The sequence below is a fragment of the Woronichinia naegeliana WA131 genome, from assembly GCA_025370055.1.
Lineage (GTDB): Bacteria > Cyanobacteriota > Cyanobacteriia > Cyanobacteriales > Microcystaceae > Woronichinia > Woronichinia naegeliana.
This window is the reverse complement of the sequence record CP073041.1, coordinates 1,557,925-1,572,946: the sequence shown is the minus strand read 5'-3', so window position 1 is coordinate 1,572,946 and position 15,022 is coordinate 1,557,925. Positions and strand designations below refer to the sequence as shown.

The 15,022-nt window shown below is 37.5% G+C and carries 15 protein-coding genes and 1 pseudogene; 3 read left to right on the top strand and 13 right to left on the bottom strand.

The window, feature by feature from the left end; genetic code table 11:
• Positions 1-32 precede the first annotated feature (32 nt).
• The gene (locus KA717_08125; protein ID UXE64593.1) at positions 33-1,313 is read left to right on the top strand and encodes an ISKra4 family transposase; all 1,281 of its coding nucleotides are present in this window, start codon (positions 33-35) and stop codon (positions 1,311-1,313) included.
• On the opposite strand, the gene KA717_08120 is transcribed toward KA717_08125, so the two are convergent.
• On the bottom strand, positions 1,286-1,774 hold the full coding sequence (locus KA717_08120; protein UXE62691.1) for a transposase: 489 nt from the start codon (positions 1,772-1,774) through the stop codon (positions 1,286-1,288). The two genes, KA717_08125 and KA717_08120, sit on opposite strands and share 28 nt — an antisense overlap.
• Positions 1,775-1,883: 109 nt before the next feature.
• The gene (locus tag KA717_08115) at positions 1,884-2,369 is read right to left on the bottom strand and encodes a hypothetical protein (GenBank protein UXE62690.1); all 486 of its coding nucleotides are present in this window, start codon (positions 2,367-2,369) and stop codon (positions 1,884-1,886) included.
• Positions 2,370-2,480: 111 nt separating this feature from the next.
• Here KA717_08115 and KA717_08110 point away from each other — a divergent pair.
• Positions 2,481-3,026, top strand: a pseudogene (locus KA717_08110) (IS4 family transposase).
• 93 nt (positions 3,027-3,119) lie between these two features.
• The gene (locus tag KA717_08105) at positions 3,120-4,733 is read left to right on the top strand and encodes an IS1634 family transposase (GenBank protein UXE62689.1); all 1,614 of its coding nucleotides are present in this window, start codon (positions 3,120-3,122) and stop codon (positions 4,731-4,733) included.
• Positions 4,734-4,762: 29 nt separating this feature from the next.
• Here the strand turns inward: KA717_08105 and KA717_08100 are convergent, their stop codons facing one another.
• The 11 genes from KA717_08100 to KA717_08050 all read right to left on the bottom strand — a co-directional run bounded on the left by KA717_08100 (position 4,763) and on the right by KA717_08050 (position 14,992).
• The gene (locus KA717_08100) at positions 4,763-5,248 is read right to left on the bottom strand and encodes a hypothetical protein (GenBank protein UXE62688.1); all 486 of its coding nucleotides are present in this window, start codon (positions 5,246-5,248) and stop codon (positions 4,763-4,765) included.
• A 112-nt stretch (positions 5,249-5,360) separates the two neighbouring features.
• The gene (locus tag KA717_08095) at positions 5,361-5,945 is read right to left on the bottom strand and encodes a hypothetical protein (protein ID UXE62687.1); all 585 of its coding nucleotides are present in this window, start codon (positions 5,943-5,945) and stop codon (positions 5,361-5,363) included.
• Between the two features lie 473 nt (positions 5,946-6,418).
• Positions 6,419-7,024 carry a hypothetical protein gene (locus KA717_08090; protein ID UXE62686.1) on the bottom strand — a complete coding sequence of 202 codons (606 nt, stop codon included), beginning with the start codon at positions 7,022-7,024 and terminating at the stop codon, positions 6,419-6,421.
• A gap of 310 nt (positions 7,025-7,334) precedes the next feature.
• Positions 7,335-7,727 (bottom strand): HEPN domain-containing protein, encoded by a 393-nt coding sequence (locus KA717_08085; protein UXE62685.1) that lies wholly within the window; start codon positions 7,725-7,727, stop codon positions 7,335-7,337.
• A complete protein-coding gene (locus tag KA717_08080; protein ID UXE62684.1) occupies positions 7,720-8,043 on the bottom strand; it encodes a nucleotidyltransferase domain-containing protein in 324 nt (107 codons plus the stop codon). Before KA717_08080 ends, KA717_08085 begins: the two co-directional genes overlap by 8 nt.
• Positions 8,044-8,261: 218 nt before the next feature.
• Complete coding sequence (locus KA717_08075; GenBank protein UXE62683.1) at positions 8,262-9,053, bottom strand: DUF4351 domain-containing protein; 792 nt, start codon at positions 9,051-9,053, stop codon at positions 8,262-8,264.
• A gap of 266 nt (positions 9,054-9,319) precedes the next feature.
• Positions 9,320-10,066, bottom strand: a complete 747-nt coding sequence (locus KA717_08070; protein UXE62682.1) for a class I SAM-dependent methyltransferase — start codon at positions 10,064-10,066, stop codon at positions 9,320-9,322.
• A gap of 34 nt (positions 10,067-10,100) precedes the next feature.
• Complete coding sequence (locus KA717_08065; GenBank protein UXE62681.1) at positions 10,101-11,723, bottom strand: glycosyltransferase; 1,623 nt, start codon at positions 11,721-11,723, stop codon at positions 10,101-10,103.
• A 281-nt stretch (positions 11,724-12,004) separates the two neighbouring features.
• On the bottom strand, positions 12,005-13,147 hold the full coding sequence (locus KA717_08060; protein ID UXE62680.1) for a glycosyltransferase: 1,143 nt from the start codon (positions 13,145-13,147) through the stop codon (positions 12,005-12,007).
• Between the two features lie 13 nt (positions 13,148-13,160).
• Positions 13,161-14,000 (bottom strand): DUF2887 domain-containing protein, encoded by an 840-nt coding sequence (locus KA717_08055; GenBank protein ID UXE62679.1) that lies wholly within the window; start codon positions 13,998-14,000, stop codon positions 13,161-13,163.
• Entirely contained in the window at positions 14,000-14,992 is a 993-nt protein-coding gene (locus KA717_08050) for a glycosyltransferase (protein ID UXE62678.1), read from the bottom strand. The genes KA717_08055 and KA717_08050 overlap by 1 nt, the downstream gene beginning before the upstream one ends.
• Between the last annotated feature and the right edge of the window lie 30 nt (positions 14,993-15,022).

Sequence of the window (15,022 nt, the reverse complement as noted above, 5' to 3'; positions counted from 1 at the left end):
ATGAGATGAAAAGTGACAAAGAGGAAACAATGATGACAGCAAAACTAATTAATGTAGAGGGTTCAAAGATAAAAATAGAACTAACATTAGAACTCAGTCGTTCAATGTTGGATACAGAAATAAATATTCAAAAAGGCTTAAACGAAGTAGGTTGCATCGCCAGCAAAGAAGCCTTGAAATATTTAGATACAGATGGTTCACCCTTAAAAATCGGTGAAGAAATCTGGAAGAGTAAGGGAGAGCAACCGAAAGAATATCAAACACCTTATGGTGAGGTTATAGTGAATCGTCATGTATATCAGCGTTCAGTAGGAGGAAAAACGTATTGCCCCTTAGAAAGAGAAGCAAGGATAATCATAACATCAACGCCATTATTGGCAAAACAGGTATCCTCAAAAATGTCAGGGATGGCAGGCAAAGAGGTGAAAAATGATTTATTAGAAAATCATGGTAGAAAAGTAGCGCTATCCTATATCCAAAGATTGAGTGAAGCAGTAGGAAGTGTGGTACAGGCAAAAGAAGAAGCGTGGAGTTATGCCCCGCCCAAGGAGGATAGCCAAATTGCAACAGTGGGAATAGGATTAGATGGAACCTGTATGCTGATGTGTGAGGATGGCTACCGTGAAGCAATGGTGGGAACCGTTTCCCTATACGATAGTGAGGGAGAACGTCAACAGACAATCTATCTAGGTGCGGCACCAGAGTACGGAAAAAAGAGTTTTCTAGAAAGATTGGAAAGAGAAATTGAGCGAGCGAAAAACCGTTATCCAGAGGCAAAATTTGTCGGTATAGCAGATGGTGCAGAATCAAATTGGAAGTTTTTAGAAAAGCAAACGGAAGAACAGATATTAGATTTCTATCATGCCTCTGGTTACTTAGGTGCCTTGGCAGAAGCGTTGCATCCGAATACCGTGTCAAAACAAAAAGAATGGTTGACTGAAAATTGTCGAGAACTCAAGCATGAAAAAGGAAAAGCAGGAGAACTGCTAAATCTGATGAAAGAAGTCAAAGAAGAAAAAAGTCATTCTAAGAATCTTACCGAGAAACTACAAGCGGCGATTACTTATTACGAGAATCATCAGCATCAAATGGATTATGCTGAATACATAGAGAAAAAGTATCCGATTGGTTCAGGTGTTACGGAAGCAGCTTGTAAGACGTTGGTCAAACAACGATTATGTTGTTCAGGGATGCGATGGAAGGAAAAAGGAGCAGGAATTATTTTGAGCCTACGAGCTTTGGTATTGACCAAGGAACGATGGAGTCAATTTTGGGCAAAACTTGATCAATATGGGTTCCCTGTAGAACCCTGATTACAACAGCTTTTATCAACTAAAGGTCGCACCCGTCCTAAAAGTCTTTTCGTTAATAAAAAGGCTTCTTCGATTGTCCATCGTCTTCGATATAAATCACAGACCTCTTCGGCGGACAGTTGTTCGGGAGACAACACATTTGTTAAATACTGATACCAGATTGTTCCCCATAATACTGAGACTAATCTCACCGGATGCTTGCAAGGATTAGAACGGTAATTTCCCATAATGATAATCTCATCTCTGTAATGACTACCTTGAGACAATACTTGTTTGGTTTTGTAAGATGTACCCGCTCTAAATCTGGTTAGAAAAAACTTTTTAGCTTCTGTTAACAAATCAAACCACACAAAGCTAAAAAATCCCATATCTACGAGAATTAAACCATTTTCTGGTAATTTAGCTGCCAATTCTTCACACCATATTTTATCATTTGATTTATCATTTTCTGTGTACCACAAAGTAACGGGTCTTTGGGGTAAAGGCTTCCACTACCATCATTATTTTACCCCCCAATTTACTCTTTTCTTCTTTACTTATTTTCATATTTTTCCTTATCTGCTCTAGCGTTTAGCCATCTGCTATCCACACTGCACTAAACTTTTCTCTTATTTTTTCCCATTTTTCTCCTACTTGGAGCTTCTTCCCTTTTTCGGCTGCTTTTTCTAACACTCCTTTTAGTAATATTGCAAATATTTCGGCTGGCACATTCATCATTCTTTTTGATACTGCCTGTTTGCTTACTTTTAATGATGCTACCCATAGCAATCCCTCTTCCTCTAACAGTCTTACCGCTTCACTTATACCCGCTATTTGACGATACACTATACTTAACACTAATGCCACCATTACTGGTAAATTTAATACCCTATCTCTCATCATTTTCTCATGAGTTCCCTGTAAATATTTTAATGGTGTAAACATTGTGGGTTCTAGTAATTCAAACAACTCTTTTGTTATTTCAGGGATTTCTACCCCTGGCTGATTTGTCTTACGACGTAAGTCTGGGTTTCCTTTTCTCCGAGGATGTTGTCTTGCCATTTGTTTTTTGCTCACTTTTTTATATACTAACCTTTTTTTCAGCCTACTCTTACTTCCGCCTGCTTTTAGGCTAATCTTTTGTGAGTAGGCATTTTGGCTTAAGTTGACACCAATGGGCTGGATATCCCTCAACCTTGGGTATTAAGTATTGACCGCACAACCTGGGAGTTTGGCAGTCATGGTTATAATATCCTCACTGTCGGCATTGTCCATGAAGGAGTAGCCATTCCCATCTTGTGGTGGATGCTTAGCAAGAAAAAGGGCAATTCTAACAGTGATGAACGAATGCGTTTTATCGAGGAGATGCTCAAGATTTTTCCCACCGCCCTGATTCGTTGTTTATGTGGCGACCGTGAGTTTATTGGTCAGGCTTGGCTTCGCTATCTTCTGCTCGAACCGCTACTGGCTTTCTGTCTGAGAATTCGGGCTACGGACAAGATTGAGCACAATGGCAAGCTTTTGGCCGCCAAAGTCATTTTTGCCCATCTTGCTATTGGTGAATCTCAACGTCTTCAAGGGAGTTGTCGGGTTTGGGGATATCCTGTTTCTGTAGAGGCTCTTCGCTTGCCTGATAATTCTCTACTCATCGTCATTGGACATCCCGATTCCCAAGGTCTTATTCACGATTATGCCCTGCGTTGGGGCATTGAAACCCTTTTTGGCATCTTTAAGCCCGTATTTCGTACTAGTCTTGAAAAAATAAAAATAGATTCAAAAATGGCTACAGAATAGTTAAAATAAAAAAGCTAATAAACCCAAGAGAAAATGACCCAATTAAACGTTAAAAATCTCGACCATTTAGGAATAATCGCGGCGATAGTTGATGAACTAGGTCTAGTGGATTATATCAATGAACAACTAGGAGAAAATGACCGTGCTAAAATCAGTGCGGGTCTGGTAGTGAAAGCGATGATTCTCAATGGCTTAGGCTTTATCAACTCTCCTTTATATTTGTTCAGTCGTTTTTTTGAAGATAAACCAGTAGAACATCTTTTAGGAAAAGGAATAAAAGCCAGCGACCTGAATGATGACCGTTTAGGGAGAGTCTTAGATTTAATCTTTATGGCCGGCATCAGCCGTTTGTTTCTCGGAATTTGTCTAAAAGCCGTAGAAATCTTCAAAATAGTGATGAAAAGTTCCCATTTAGACTCCAGTTCATTATCGGTACAAGGGGAATATAAATTATCGGTGGAGAGAGAAGACAAAGAAAGCCAAATAATCCATATCACTCATGGCTATTCAAAGGATAAGCGACCAGACTTGAAACAATTTGTCTTGAATCTAGTCTGTTGGGGGGATGGCGACATTCCCGCTTTTCTCGAATTAGGAGATGGCAATCAAAGTGATAAAAAAGAGTTTGCTAAACTCTTGAAAAAGTTCAATGAGCAGTGGCAATTCGATGGTTTGTATATAGCAGATTCAGCCTTATACAGTGCCGATAACTTGCAAAAGTTAACCGGCATATACTGGTTATGTTCTGTGCCGAAAACGATTAGAGAAGTGCAGGATGCGGTCAGTCAATTAGCCTCGGAGCAATTCATCACAACTGATTTAGAGGGCTATCGTCTTACCTCCTTAGAAAGTGAATATGGGGGAGTCAAACAACGTTGGATAGTGGTAGATAGCGAGCAAAAAAAAGCTTTAGACCTCAAACAACTGACGAAGAAGACAGAGAAAGCAACGGCTCAAGCTCAAAGACAATTAGAACAATTACAGCATCAGGAATTTGCTTGTCGGGAGGATGCTTTAACCGCCCTGAGCCGATGGGAGAAGAGTTTAGAATGGCATCTTCTTCAAGACCTAACTGTCGTCGAAAAATGTCATTACGGTCATCGAGGTAAACCCCGTCCCCATGAACAGCCCATTCGTCGTAGCTATCATGCCCAAGCCACTTTCAGCCTCAATAGTGCGAAAGTTCAAGCTTCAGAGCGGGCAGCAGGACGTTTTGTCTTGGCGACGAATCAGCTAGATGGAGACTCTTTGAGCGATGAGCAACTGCTTGTCCACTACAAGCAACAGCAAGGGGTAGAGCGAGGTTTTCGCTTCCTTAAAGACCCTCTGTTTTTGGCGTCCAGTGTTTTTCTCAAAACCCCTGAGCGGATTATGGCATTGAGTTTCATCATGGTGTTGTGTTTACTGGTGTACAGCTTGGGACAACGTAAACTGAGACTGGCTCTGGCAGAGCAGGAGGAGACTGTGCCTAATCAGTTGGGAAAGCCGACTCAGCGTCCGACACTGCGTTGGATTTTTCAGATGTTGAGAGGAGTTCATTGGGTTGTACTGGATAATTGTCCCCAAATAATCAATCTAACGCTTGAGCGAGAGAGGATTTTGCGCTTTTTTGGGGCTACTACTTGTCAGTATTATCTTTTGTCATAATGACTTTTCTTATTTTCTTTGTTCTTTTTTTATGTACGGAATGTGGGTTTTAAAATCGGGACAAAAGGAAGAAGACTGGTCAGATGGCGTTCAAAGACTAAATTAGCGTTTACTTCCCAGAGGTTAATGACTCGATAGTCTTGATGAGCGGTAATTCCTCGTATTTCAGAATGATAGCAATTGGGAATATTTTGACTAGCGGAGCGCGGTAGGATATTGATGAGGACGGGATAAACTGGCAAATTATACCGTTCTTCTGCTAGGGCTGCGTAGGCTCGAATACGTTGGGGCATTTTTGAGTGATAACGAATTTGTAGTTCATTCAGGATTAATAATTCACCTTCGTTTTGGCTCTGGACTTTTATTAATACGTCGCTTTCTTTGCTAATCCATTGGAAGTCTGGATTGAGAAATTCTGTAATCACTAGGTCGGAGGATTCGGTTATCCAACTTACCCAGTTATTCGGATCAAGGCTAATCAGCCGTTTACTACCAATATCAGCTTTTTTTGTCATAGGTTGAGAGGGGCAAAAATGGCGATCGCAGTCTATTTAAATATACTAATTCTGAATATGATAATTTCTCTTTGTTTGATTGGTTTGATTGTCGGCGATCGCTAAATTGTCTCTACCAAGCTTTGGGTTTAAATTTCTGGTCGTTAAGAATTACTAAATTATCTCCCGATTGAGCAATCACAAATAAGCCCTGACGATAGGCATAACTAGCCACTTCTTTCGGTGTGACCATTGCCGCCACTGCTCCTAAAATCTTTAAACTTTGATAGCGAGGTAAAAGTCTTTTGAATTTATCGAGTCTTTCTAGGTGTTCATCTACATCAGCTTGAGTTAGTTTACTTTTAACTTCGATCGCGATCGCCTCCGATCCATTGACAACTAAAAGATCAATTTCAAGACCCTCATCTCTCCTCTGTACGGAAAGGTCAGAAGATAATTCGGTGACATCAATGCCTCGTTCCTGGAAGAGACGAACCGCCGCAGGTCTAACTTGCCATTCCACAAATTCTCCCAAACGATTGCCTAGTTTACCTAATTGCTCATCAACTCGTTTGTTTTGTTCTTTGATTAGTCGTTCTGTTTCTCGGAAACGGCGATCGCTTTCCTGAGACTGTTCTTTGAATAACTTTTCTGTCTCTTTTTGGGATTGAATAAGTTCTCCCAATAGTTGCCAGACTTCATCTGCGGTTGTTGCCATCGTTGATTTCCTCTAGTCTGATTATTTTTATTGTAGGCGATCACTAAATTATCTCTACCAAGTTTTAGGTTTAAATTTTGGATCGTTAAGAATTACTAAATTATCTCCCGATTGCTATAAGTAGCTGGTTACAATTTAAATATAAAACGTGGGATGGGCATCCTGCCCGTCCACAGGCTAGAAGCCTGTTCTACTATCTAACAATTAATTAAGCCCACTTACTTAGTTTGATTAGTTTTATTGTAGGCGATCGCCAAATCGTCTCTACCAAGTTTTAGGTTTAAATTTTGGATCGTTAAGAATTACTAAATTATCTCCCGATTGCTATAAGCAGCTGGTTACAATTAAATATAAAACGTGGGATGGGCATCCTGCCCGTCCACAGGCTAGAAGCCTGTTCTACTATCTAACAATTAATTAAGCCCACTTACTTAGTCTGATTAGTTTTATTGTAGGCGATCGCTAAATTGTTTCTACCAAGCTTTGGGTTTAAATTTCTGGTCGTTAAGAATTACTAAATTATCTCCCGATTGAGCAATCACAAATAAGCCCTGACGATAGGCATAACTAGCCACTTCTTTCGGTGTGACCATTGCCGCCACTGCTCCTAAAATCTTTAAACTTTGATAGCGAGGTAAAAGTCTTTTGAATTTATCGAGTCTTTCTAGATGTTCATCTACATCAGCTTGAGTTAGTTTACTTTTAACTTCGATTGCGATCGCCTCCGATCCATTGACAACTAAAAGATCAATTTCAAGACCCTCATCTCCCCTCTGTACGGAAAGGTCAGAAGATAATTCGGTGACATCAATGCCTCGTTCCTGGAAGAGACGAACCGCCGCAGGTCTAACTTGCCATTCCACAAATTCTCCCAAACGATTGCCTAGTTTACCTAATTGTTCATCAACTCGTTTGTTTTGTTCTTTGATTAGTCGTTCTGTTTCTCGGAAACGGCGATCGCTTTCCTGAGACTGTTCTTGGAGAAGACGTTCTGTCTCCTGAAAACGGCGATCAGTTTCTTTTTGGGATTGGATGAGTTCTCCTAATAGTTGCCAGACTTCATCTGCTGTTGTTGCCATTGTTGATTTCTTGTAGTCTGATTAGTTTTATTGCAGGCGATCACCAAATCTATTCAAGGAAGCCAAGTTTTACCTAGCTTACCAATTAATCCGTGAATAAAACCTAAGCAGGATGCCCAGAGTTTAAGGGGTTTTTGATCTGGTTCAAAGAGAATGATTTTAATAAGTTTTTTAATAAGAGTTCTAAGGCGGTGTAAAACTGAAAGTGTAATATAAAAGGGATTTTTGGAAAGCCGAGTTTCAATATAAGTATGATTTCGGTTAATGTATTAGTATAAGCATTTTCTTTATCCATGCCTATCATCCCTCACTAACTGTTAGGTAATAATTTAACTACAAAATCGAGTACTAAACTGGCGATCGCCAAAGCTTCTTCGGCTTCATATTTCTCTGGCTCGATAGTGTCACCTGGATAGCGGAACTCAGTCGCGTATGGTGTTAAAATTTCTGCTGAGTCGCGCAATATCTCAAAGTTAATATCAAAAGCAAGACAACTTTCCAACAAAACAACAAGATTATGCGTTTTTTGTAAGATGACTTCTTGATACACCAAATAAGCCTTTAAAGCTTTCTCAGCAGACTGTTGACAATGATAAACAACAACGTCAAAAAGCCCATGCTCAAACAATACTTTAGCCGCCTCTAAATCTCTCTGACTTTTTAACAACCACTGCTGGATTTCATGATAATGTGCATCATCCATAGAGAACTCTCCCATCATGAATGACTCGACTTATTAGGGAACTCCGTACATTTACCTTCCTTTTAACCTCCTCTCGCGTCATTATAATCACATCAGTAGGTACGCAAATGCCACGCAATGCTTTATATGCTAGGCGTGATCGCCGATAACGAGGTTCATTAGACTGGGACACGATCACCAGTAAGTCAATGTCACTATCTTCATTAGGTTCGCCATAAGCGTGAGAGCCAAACAATATAATTTGCTCTGGATTCAGGGTTGCAACTAGTTTGTGCGTGATTTGATCTAATAACTCATTGGTGACTTGTTTTATCATAAAACCATTCTAGTTTCATATTGGATTTTAATAGCGATCGGTTTCTTTTTGGGATTGGATTAGTTCCCCTAGGAGTTGCCCACTTCATCTGCTGTTGTTGCCATTATTGATTTCCTGTAGTCTGATTAGTTTTATTGTAGGCGATCGCAAGTTCTTCTAAAGCTCAGTTTTAAAAGGAGAATTAAAAGCAATTTTGATAGTTACCCATTAAGACCCAACTAATTTTCATGGATGAGCCATTGTTTAAGTTCATTTTGGTTGGTAAAATGCAAAATTTGATCACTTAATTTTTCTAGTTGTGATGTTGATAAGTTAGTGATTTGTTGTTGAATATCGGAGGGAAGGGAACCCAAACGATTATTTAATAGTTTAAGGATAATAATTAATTCTCCCTGTTGAAGTCCCTGTTGAAGTCCCTGTTGAAGTCCCTGTTGAGAGCCTTCTTTGAGAATTTCTTCGTACCAGGGTGATTGGCGCAGTACGGTCATGTCCCACCTCATTATTTGTTGAATTAAGGGTATCTCTAAAACAAAACTAGCAAAAAAGGAGAGCAGTGGCTCTAATTCGTTAAGATTTTCATCATTTTGTAGTTCTCGTAAGGCTTGACGGATAACAAGCGGTTCATTACCTCCTTTTAAAATCGGGACAAAAGGAAGAAGACTGGTCAGATGGCGTTCAAAGACTAAATTAGCGTTAACTTCCCAAAGGTTAATGACTCGATAGTCTTGATGAGCGGTAATTCCTCGTATTTCAGAATGATAGCAATTGGGAATATTTTGACTAGCGGAGCGCGGTAGGATATTGATGAGGACAGGATAAACTGGCAAATTATACCGTTCTTCTGCTAGGGCTGCGTAGGCTCGAATACGTTGGGGCATTTTTGAGTGATAACGAATTTGTAGTTCATTCAGGATTAATAATTCACCTTCGTTTTGGCTCTGGACTTTTATTAATACGTCGCTTTCTTTGCTAATCCATTGGAAGTCTGGATTGAGAAATTCTGTAACCACTAGGTCGGAGGATTCGGTTATCCAATTTACTCAGTTATTCGGATCAAGGCTAATCAGCCGTTTACTACCAATATCAGCTTTTTTTGTCATAGGTTGAGAGGAGTAAAAGGAGCGATCGCGGTTTATTAAAATATACTAATTCTGAGCAGGATAATTTCTCTTTATTTGATTGGTTTTATTGTAGGCGATCGCGGTTTTCTATTTTTTGGGAAAATGTAAAAATATTTTTGCAAACTGTAGGGACTGAATATCATTCAGCCCTTGAACTAGGATAAGGGATAATGAGTTTCACCAACAACTTGCTGTAAATTTACTTGGTTCCAATTAAAATCTTTTACCTCTTTAGTTTTCTTACCAAGGTATTCACTATGGCAATATAAATGAGGAATTGGTTTATTTTTTAGATAATCATCCGCAAGAGAAGAAAAACGTCCTATCATAGGATTGGACATTCCTGCTTCCATGCACTCAAATCCAAGAGCTTCAGAAAACAAAACTCTTAACGCCATATCACTGAACTGGAAAAAATGCCATGGTCGTTCGTGGGAAGCATAGGAAAAATGCGTTTCAATAAAAACAATACCGCCAATTTTTAATGATTTTGAAATTTCAATTGCAACTATCCAAGGCATGGCAAAATGCTCAAAACAGGCACTTGAGTAAATAATATCAAACTTATCTTGTTCACTCTCAAACTTAAAATAAGAAGATAACTTATGAACATCTCCAACTACATCAACATTATTACCTGGGTAATAGTCAAAGCCGATATAAGTAGAATTAGAAAATTTTTGTCTGGCGTTAGATTTTGCCGTCACTTCACGACTACCTATCTCCAAAATTTTCATTCCTTCTTTATTTCCAATTTCATATAAATAGTTCTGCCATTTTGAGTGATTAATTTGTCCAGACAAAGGAACATCAGAGGCGATAAGCTCATGATCGAACTGAGTGTCAATTACTAGAAATATTCTGCGGAGTACCCTGAGTACTAATCGCACTATCTTTTTCATATTTTAAATCGAGAATAACGCTTAGTGAACAAAATTAGTTGACGGAAAAATTTTCGTACTTTTTAGATAGATGAGGGCTGTAGCAGGGATCATTGGCGATGTATCCTCCCCATCTTACCATCATAAATTCGATTTCTTGGTTAAATCGTTTTTGTTTTTCTATGGTATCATCAAAACCTCTACTTTTAGATTCATAATGATATAATTTGACATGAGGTAAATAAATATTTCGATAACCTTTATCAATCAATTTGAAACAAAAGTCAACATCATTATAGGCAACAGATAGATATTCCTCAAATCCATTAACTTCTTGAAAAACTTCCTTTCGGCACATTAAGCAGGCTCCTGTGACAGCAAGATAATTATTAATAGTTTGAATTTGCTTAAAATAGCCATGATGTCCTGCATTAAAATGCTTATGGCTATGACCTGCAACTCCTCCTAATCCTGCAATGACCCCCGCGTGTTGAATGGTATCATCAGGAAATAACAGTAATGCTCCCACCGCACCAATTTGAGGCCGTTGGGACTGTTCAACCATTGCCGTTAGCCAGTCATCATTAATCACTTCCGTATCATTATTCAGAAATAAAAGATAATCTCCCTGTGCAAACTTTACAGCATAGTTATTAATTTCAGAAAAATTGAAAGGCAGATCATAATTAAAAACTTTAAGGCGATTAGGTTCAGTCTTTTTCCAATAATTTATGATCTCATGAGCCTTTTCCTCCGTTGTTTGGTTATCTACTAGGATAATTTCAAAGCTTGGATAATTCGTTTTTATAAAAATTGAGGAAAGACATCTGTTTAAAGTGTCTCCTAAATTTTTAGTTGGGATAATTATACTAGCTAATTTATATTCTTTAATCCTATAGCGAATAATATGGTGATCCCCAATGATTGGCACAATATCACCACTTTCTCCTCTACGTTCCAGGGATTCCGCCAAAGCTTGTTGAGCAATATTTACTGCATAATTTTTTGTTGCTATGCTCTTCGCTGTTGAGTTTTGATGAATACGCCAGTGATAAAGAATTTTAGAAATATGATAAATTTTATCCGTCTTTTCTGTCAACCTTAATACTAAGTCATAATCCTGAGAGCCTTCAAATCCAATCCGAAAACCGTCAATTGCTTCCACTAACTTTTTACGATAAATCCCTAAGTGGCAAGTGTACATTCTGGACAAAAAACTATCAGGACACCAATCAGGTTTAAAAAATGGTTCTTTTCGCCAACCACGTTCATCAATTTTGTCCTCATCAGAATAAATCATGTCAGCATCAGGATATTTATTGAGTTCTAAGGCGACTTGATAAAGAGCATCAGAGGTTAGTAAATCATCGTGATCTAAAAGAGCTAAAAATTCTCCTGTTGCAATTTCTATTGCACTATTGGAACAGGCAGAAATATGTCCATTTGTTGTTCTGTAAACAGTCTTTATACGAGAATCTTGTTGAGCATATTTTTCTAAAACTGTTCTGATTTCTGGATTTGTAGAAGCATCATCTGCTATACATAATTCCCAATTGGGATAAATTTGGTTAATAACTGATTCAATGGCTGCTTCTAAATAACTTAATGGTGAATTGTAAACGGGCATTATTACACTAATTAATGGATCATATTTAAGAAACGGAATTGTTTCAGCCATTTGCTCTAAATCAGCTTTTCTAGGGTGATGTCTCAGGAGCCAACGGTAATATTGACTATGGGGAGAAAAGGGAACATCGGGCGAAAATTTAAGTAAGTAAATACAATAACCAATAATCAATCCAAAAACTTTATTTATTTTTTCTTTGAACTTTAGAAATAGTAAATAAATTGAATATAGTCGAGTGAATCTCAAAAGTGATTTAAGCTTGTACTTGATTGCTTTTTTTGTTACTAAATTTAGGGGCATATTTGTTAAGAAGATTGTATGAATTTAAATTTTCAAGAGAAATATTTTAATAGTATTTTGTTCCAATTTTTGGCTTGATTAGTTATTGAAAAAATACTAGATTGTTGTTTGGCTGTGATACAATTATAATCAGTTTTTTGACTCATTACTTCTATCATCGCTTTAGCAATTGTGCCATTATCCCAGGAATTAATAATTTGCCCTGTATCCTTGATTATAATTTCACTTGGGCCACCACAATCAAGGCTGATAACAGGTTTGCCTAGATACATTGCTTCTAAGGTAACGATAGAAAAGGACTCCCTACTTGAGGTTAATATAAGGCTATCTACTGTCGTGAAATATTGATAATATTCTTTTTGCTTTAGACTATCAACCCATCTGATTTTTTTAGAGATGCCTAGTTCGTTGCTATACTGAGTTAGATAGGTATTCATTGCCGACTTGGAATCACTACCAAGCCAGATAAAATAAACGTTAGGATACTGTTCAATAATAATTTTTGCGAGTTCTATAAATCTAATGGGGTTTTTGTTGGTATCAGTTGTACCAGACATTAGCCATATAAAAGCATTTTGGGGAAGATTATATTTTTCTCTAAATCTAACCTTACAATCTGGGTCAGTATATTGATCTAAGAACGAAGTGTCAATGCTAGGATAACAAACTTCTATGTTGTCGTTACGTCCTAGTCTTTTTAGCACTTTTTCGGCAGTTTTAGAGCAAGCAATAATTAATTTAGGATAGGAAATTAATAGCTCGATATAATCAGCACTGAGATTGGTTAGCATTTGTTCAAGTTCATGGGAGTGAACAATACAGGGAATATCAAGCAGTTTCGCCGCATACAAAACTTCGGACTGTATGATTGTATTAATATACCAAATATCTGGTTTAAGTTTTTTGTGTATTTTTGTTAAAAACTGTTGATAAAAGTCTTGTTTAAATGCTTTAATTTTCAATCGCTCTAATAATGGAAGTATTTGAGGATAGCTATGTTCAAAATCAATTGTAAATATATCAGGTTCAAATTGAGAAAGTAATTCTCCTTTAAGATAAGTTACGACACCAACAGCTTTAAATTTACTTTTATCTATATTTGAAATGAGATTGTAGAGGACAATTTCTGAGCCTGTACGGTGACAAGAGGGGGTAAAGAAAAGAATTTTTTTCATACGCTCAGTTAATTCAATTTGTTTGTAGCCAATTGTCTAGGTCTGATAAACTTGAAAAGTCTAGTAAGGCTTCTCCCAATGTTTCTAGCTGGCTAACAGGCAAAGCCTTCACCTGCTCCACCTGAACGGAAGACAAAACCCCACACTGCCGAGCCAACTGACGACACACCATTGCGGATGCTTCTTCTTGACGACCTTCTTGTTGCCAATAGTTCACCAGATAATCGTATAAGCGGGGTTCTTTGACCGTTGCGGTCTTTAAGTCGAACATTGCTGAAATCTCCTCGGCTGTTAAAGTGGGAAACTTATTGGCCAGTATAACCTCAATTAACTCCAATTGCTGTCTAAACTCTTGGGTATTACGGGCTTTGGCTAAAATCTCCTTTGCGGTAGTCGCCACCCCTGACTTTCTGACTACCAATAATTTTAACAAGCCCAAATTAGAACTTAAATTTGTTAAAGATAACAGATCATTGAGATACAGCCTTTGTACTTGTTGTTCTAGCAAGGTTTCATAAGCTTTTTCTGACCCTAATTTTTGTTCTCGACTGCGAAAAATCAATAAACCTCGCCAAGGTCTCGCGGTGGGATATTGTTGAAGATAGAGAAATAGTTCGGCAAAATAGCGACGATAAAATCCTTCATCACTTTGCATTTGCGCTTCTAAAAAGATCAATGGGAAATCTAAATCCTGAGCCGTAGGACTTAAAATACCATCAAGGCGAAACTCGGTTTCTTTAATCACAGGTGCGCTATATTCAAACTCACAATTTTTGGGGATGTCTGGTAATAATTCTGAGATCAAACTAGGATTTTCTAAGAAAATACGATAAAAAAGTTTATCAGTTTTCATTATTTTGGGATTTTTAAAATATATTTCTTCCAAATTGAGAGACTACTAATAAATATTGAGATAAGATAGGGATTTAAATAAAAAGCTAATAAAATAAACTTCCATGATTTGATCTGGCGAATATGGGGACGAGTAAAGTTATAAATTTTGTTTGCAGTATCTTGTTTTAAATATTGATTTTCAGATGTTGTCAGATTATGTTTTTGTTGAAATTGTTGATAAATTTTGTAAGTCAATAGGGAATTATTTTTAGCTTGCTGATAGGTTTTATTATTTTGATAAAATAAATCGTAGGTATTATCATAATGAACTCGTTTAGCTAAAATATCTTCAATAATTATCTGGTTGATTTTTGAGGCTTTTTGAATGTGACTTTGATGATGCTCATTAGTTATACTGCTTTGATGTTGCCTATAAATTAACAAAATATCAGGTAAGTTAGCCAATAAATATTTTTTACTCAGTCGCCACCATAATTCATAATCCTCTGCATGAGTCATTTCTGGAGAGTAGCTGCCATTGGACAATATAATTCTTTTTCTAAACATTACGCTAGGATGAGCTAACGGACAATAAAAGTATAGATTCCACTGAATTTCCAATGGTTTAAGGGGATACTGCCAAGTTGTTTGAGGTTCTTCTTTTTCGTTAATGACTTTTATCCAAGTTCCTACTACGGCAATTTCAGAGTTGGAATCGAGGAAATCAATTTGTTTTTTAAGTCGTTCTGGAAGACTAATATCATCACAATCCATTCTGGCAATATATTCACCTTTGGCTAAAGATAAACCTCGATTAAGGGTGTAAACTAAGCCTTCATTTTTATCATTTTTAACAAGATTAATCCGAGAATTTTGATAAGAATTGATGATTTCAACACTGTTATCTGTTGAGCCGTCGTCAACGATCAAAAATTCAAAATCGGTAAAGGTTTGATTGAGAATACTGTCAATTGCTTCACGAAGATATTTTTCTCCGTTATAGACAGGCATTAAAATACTGATTTTTACATAATCATTATT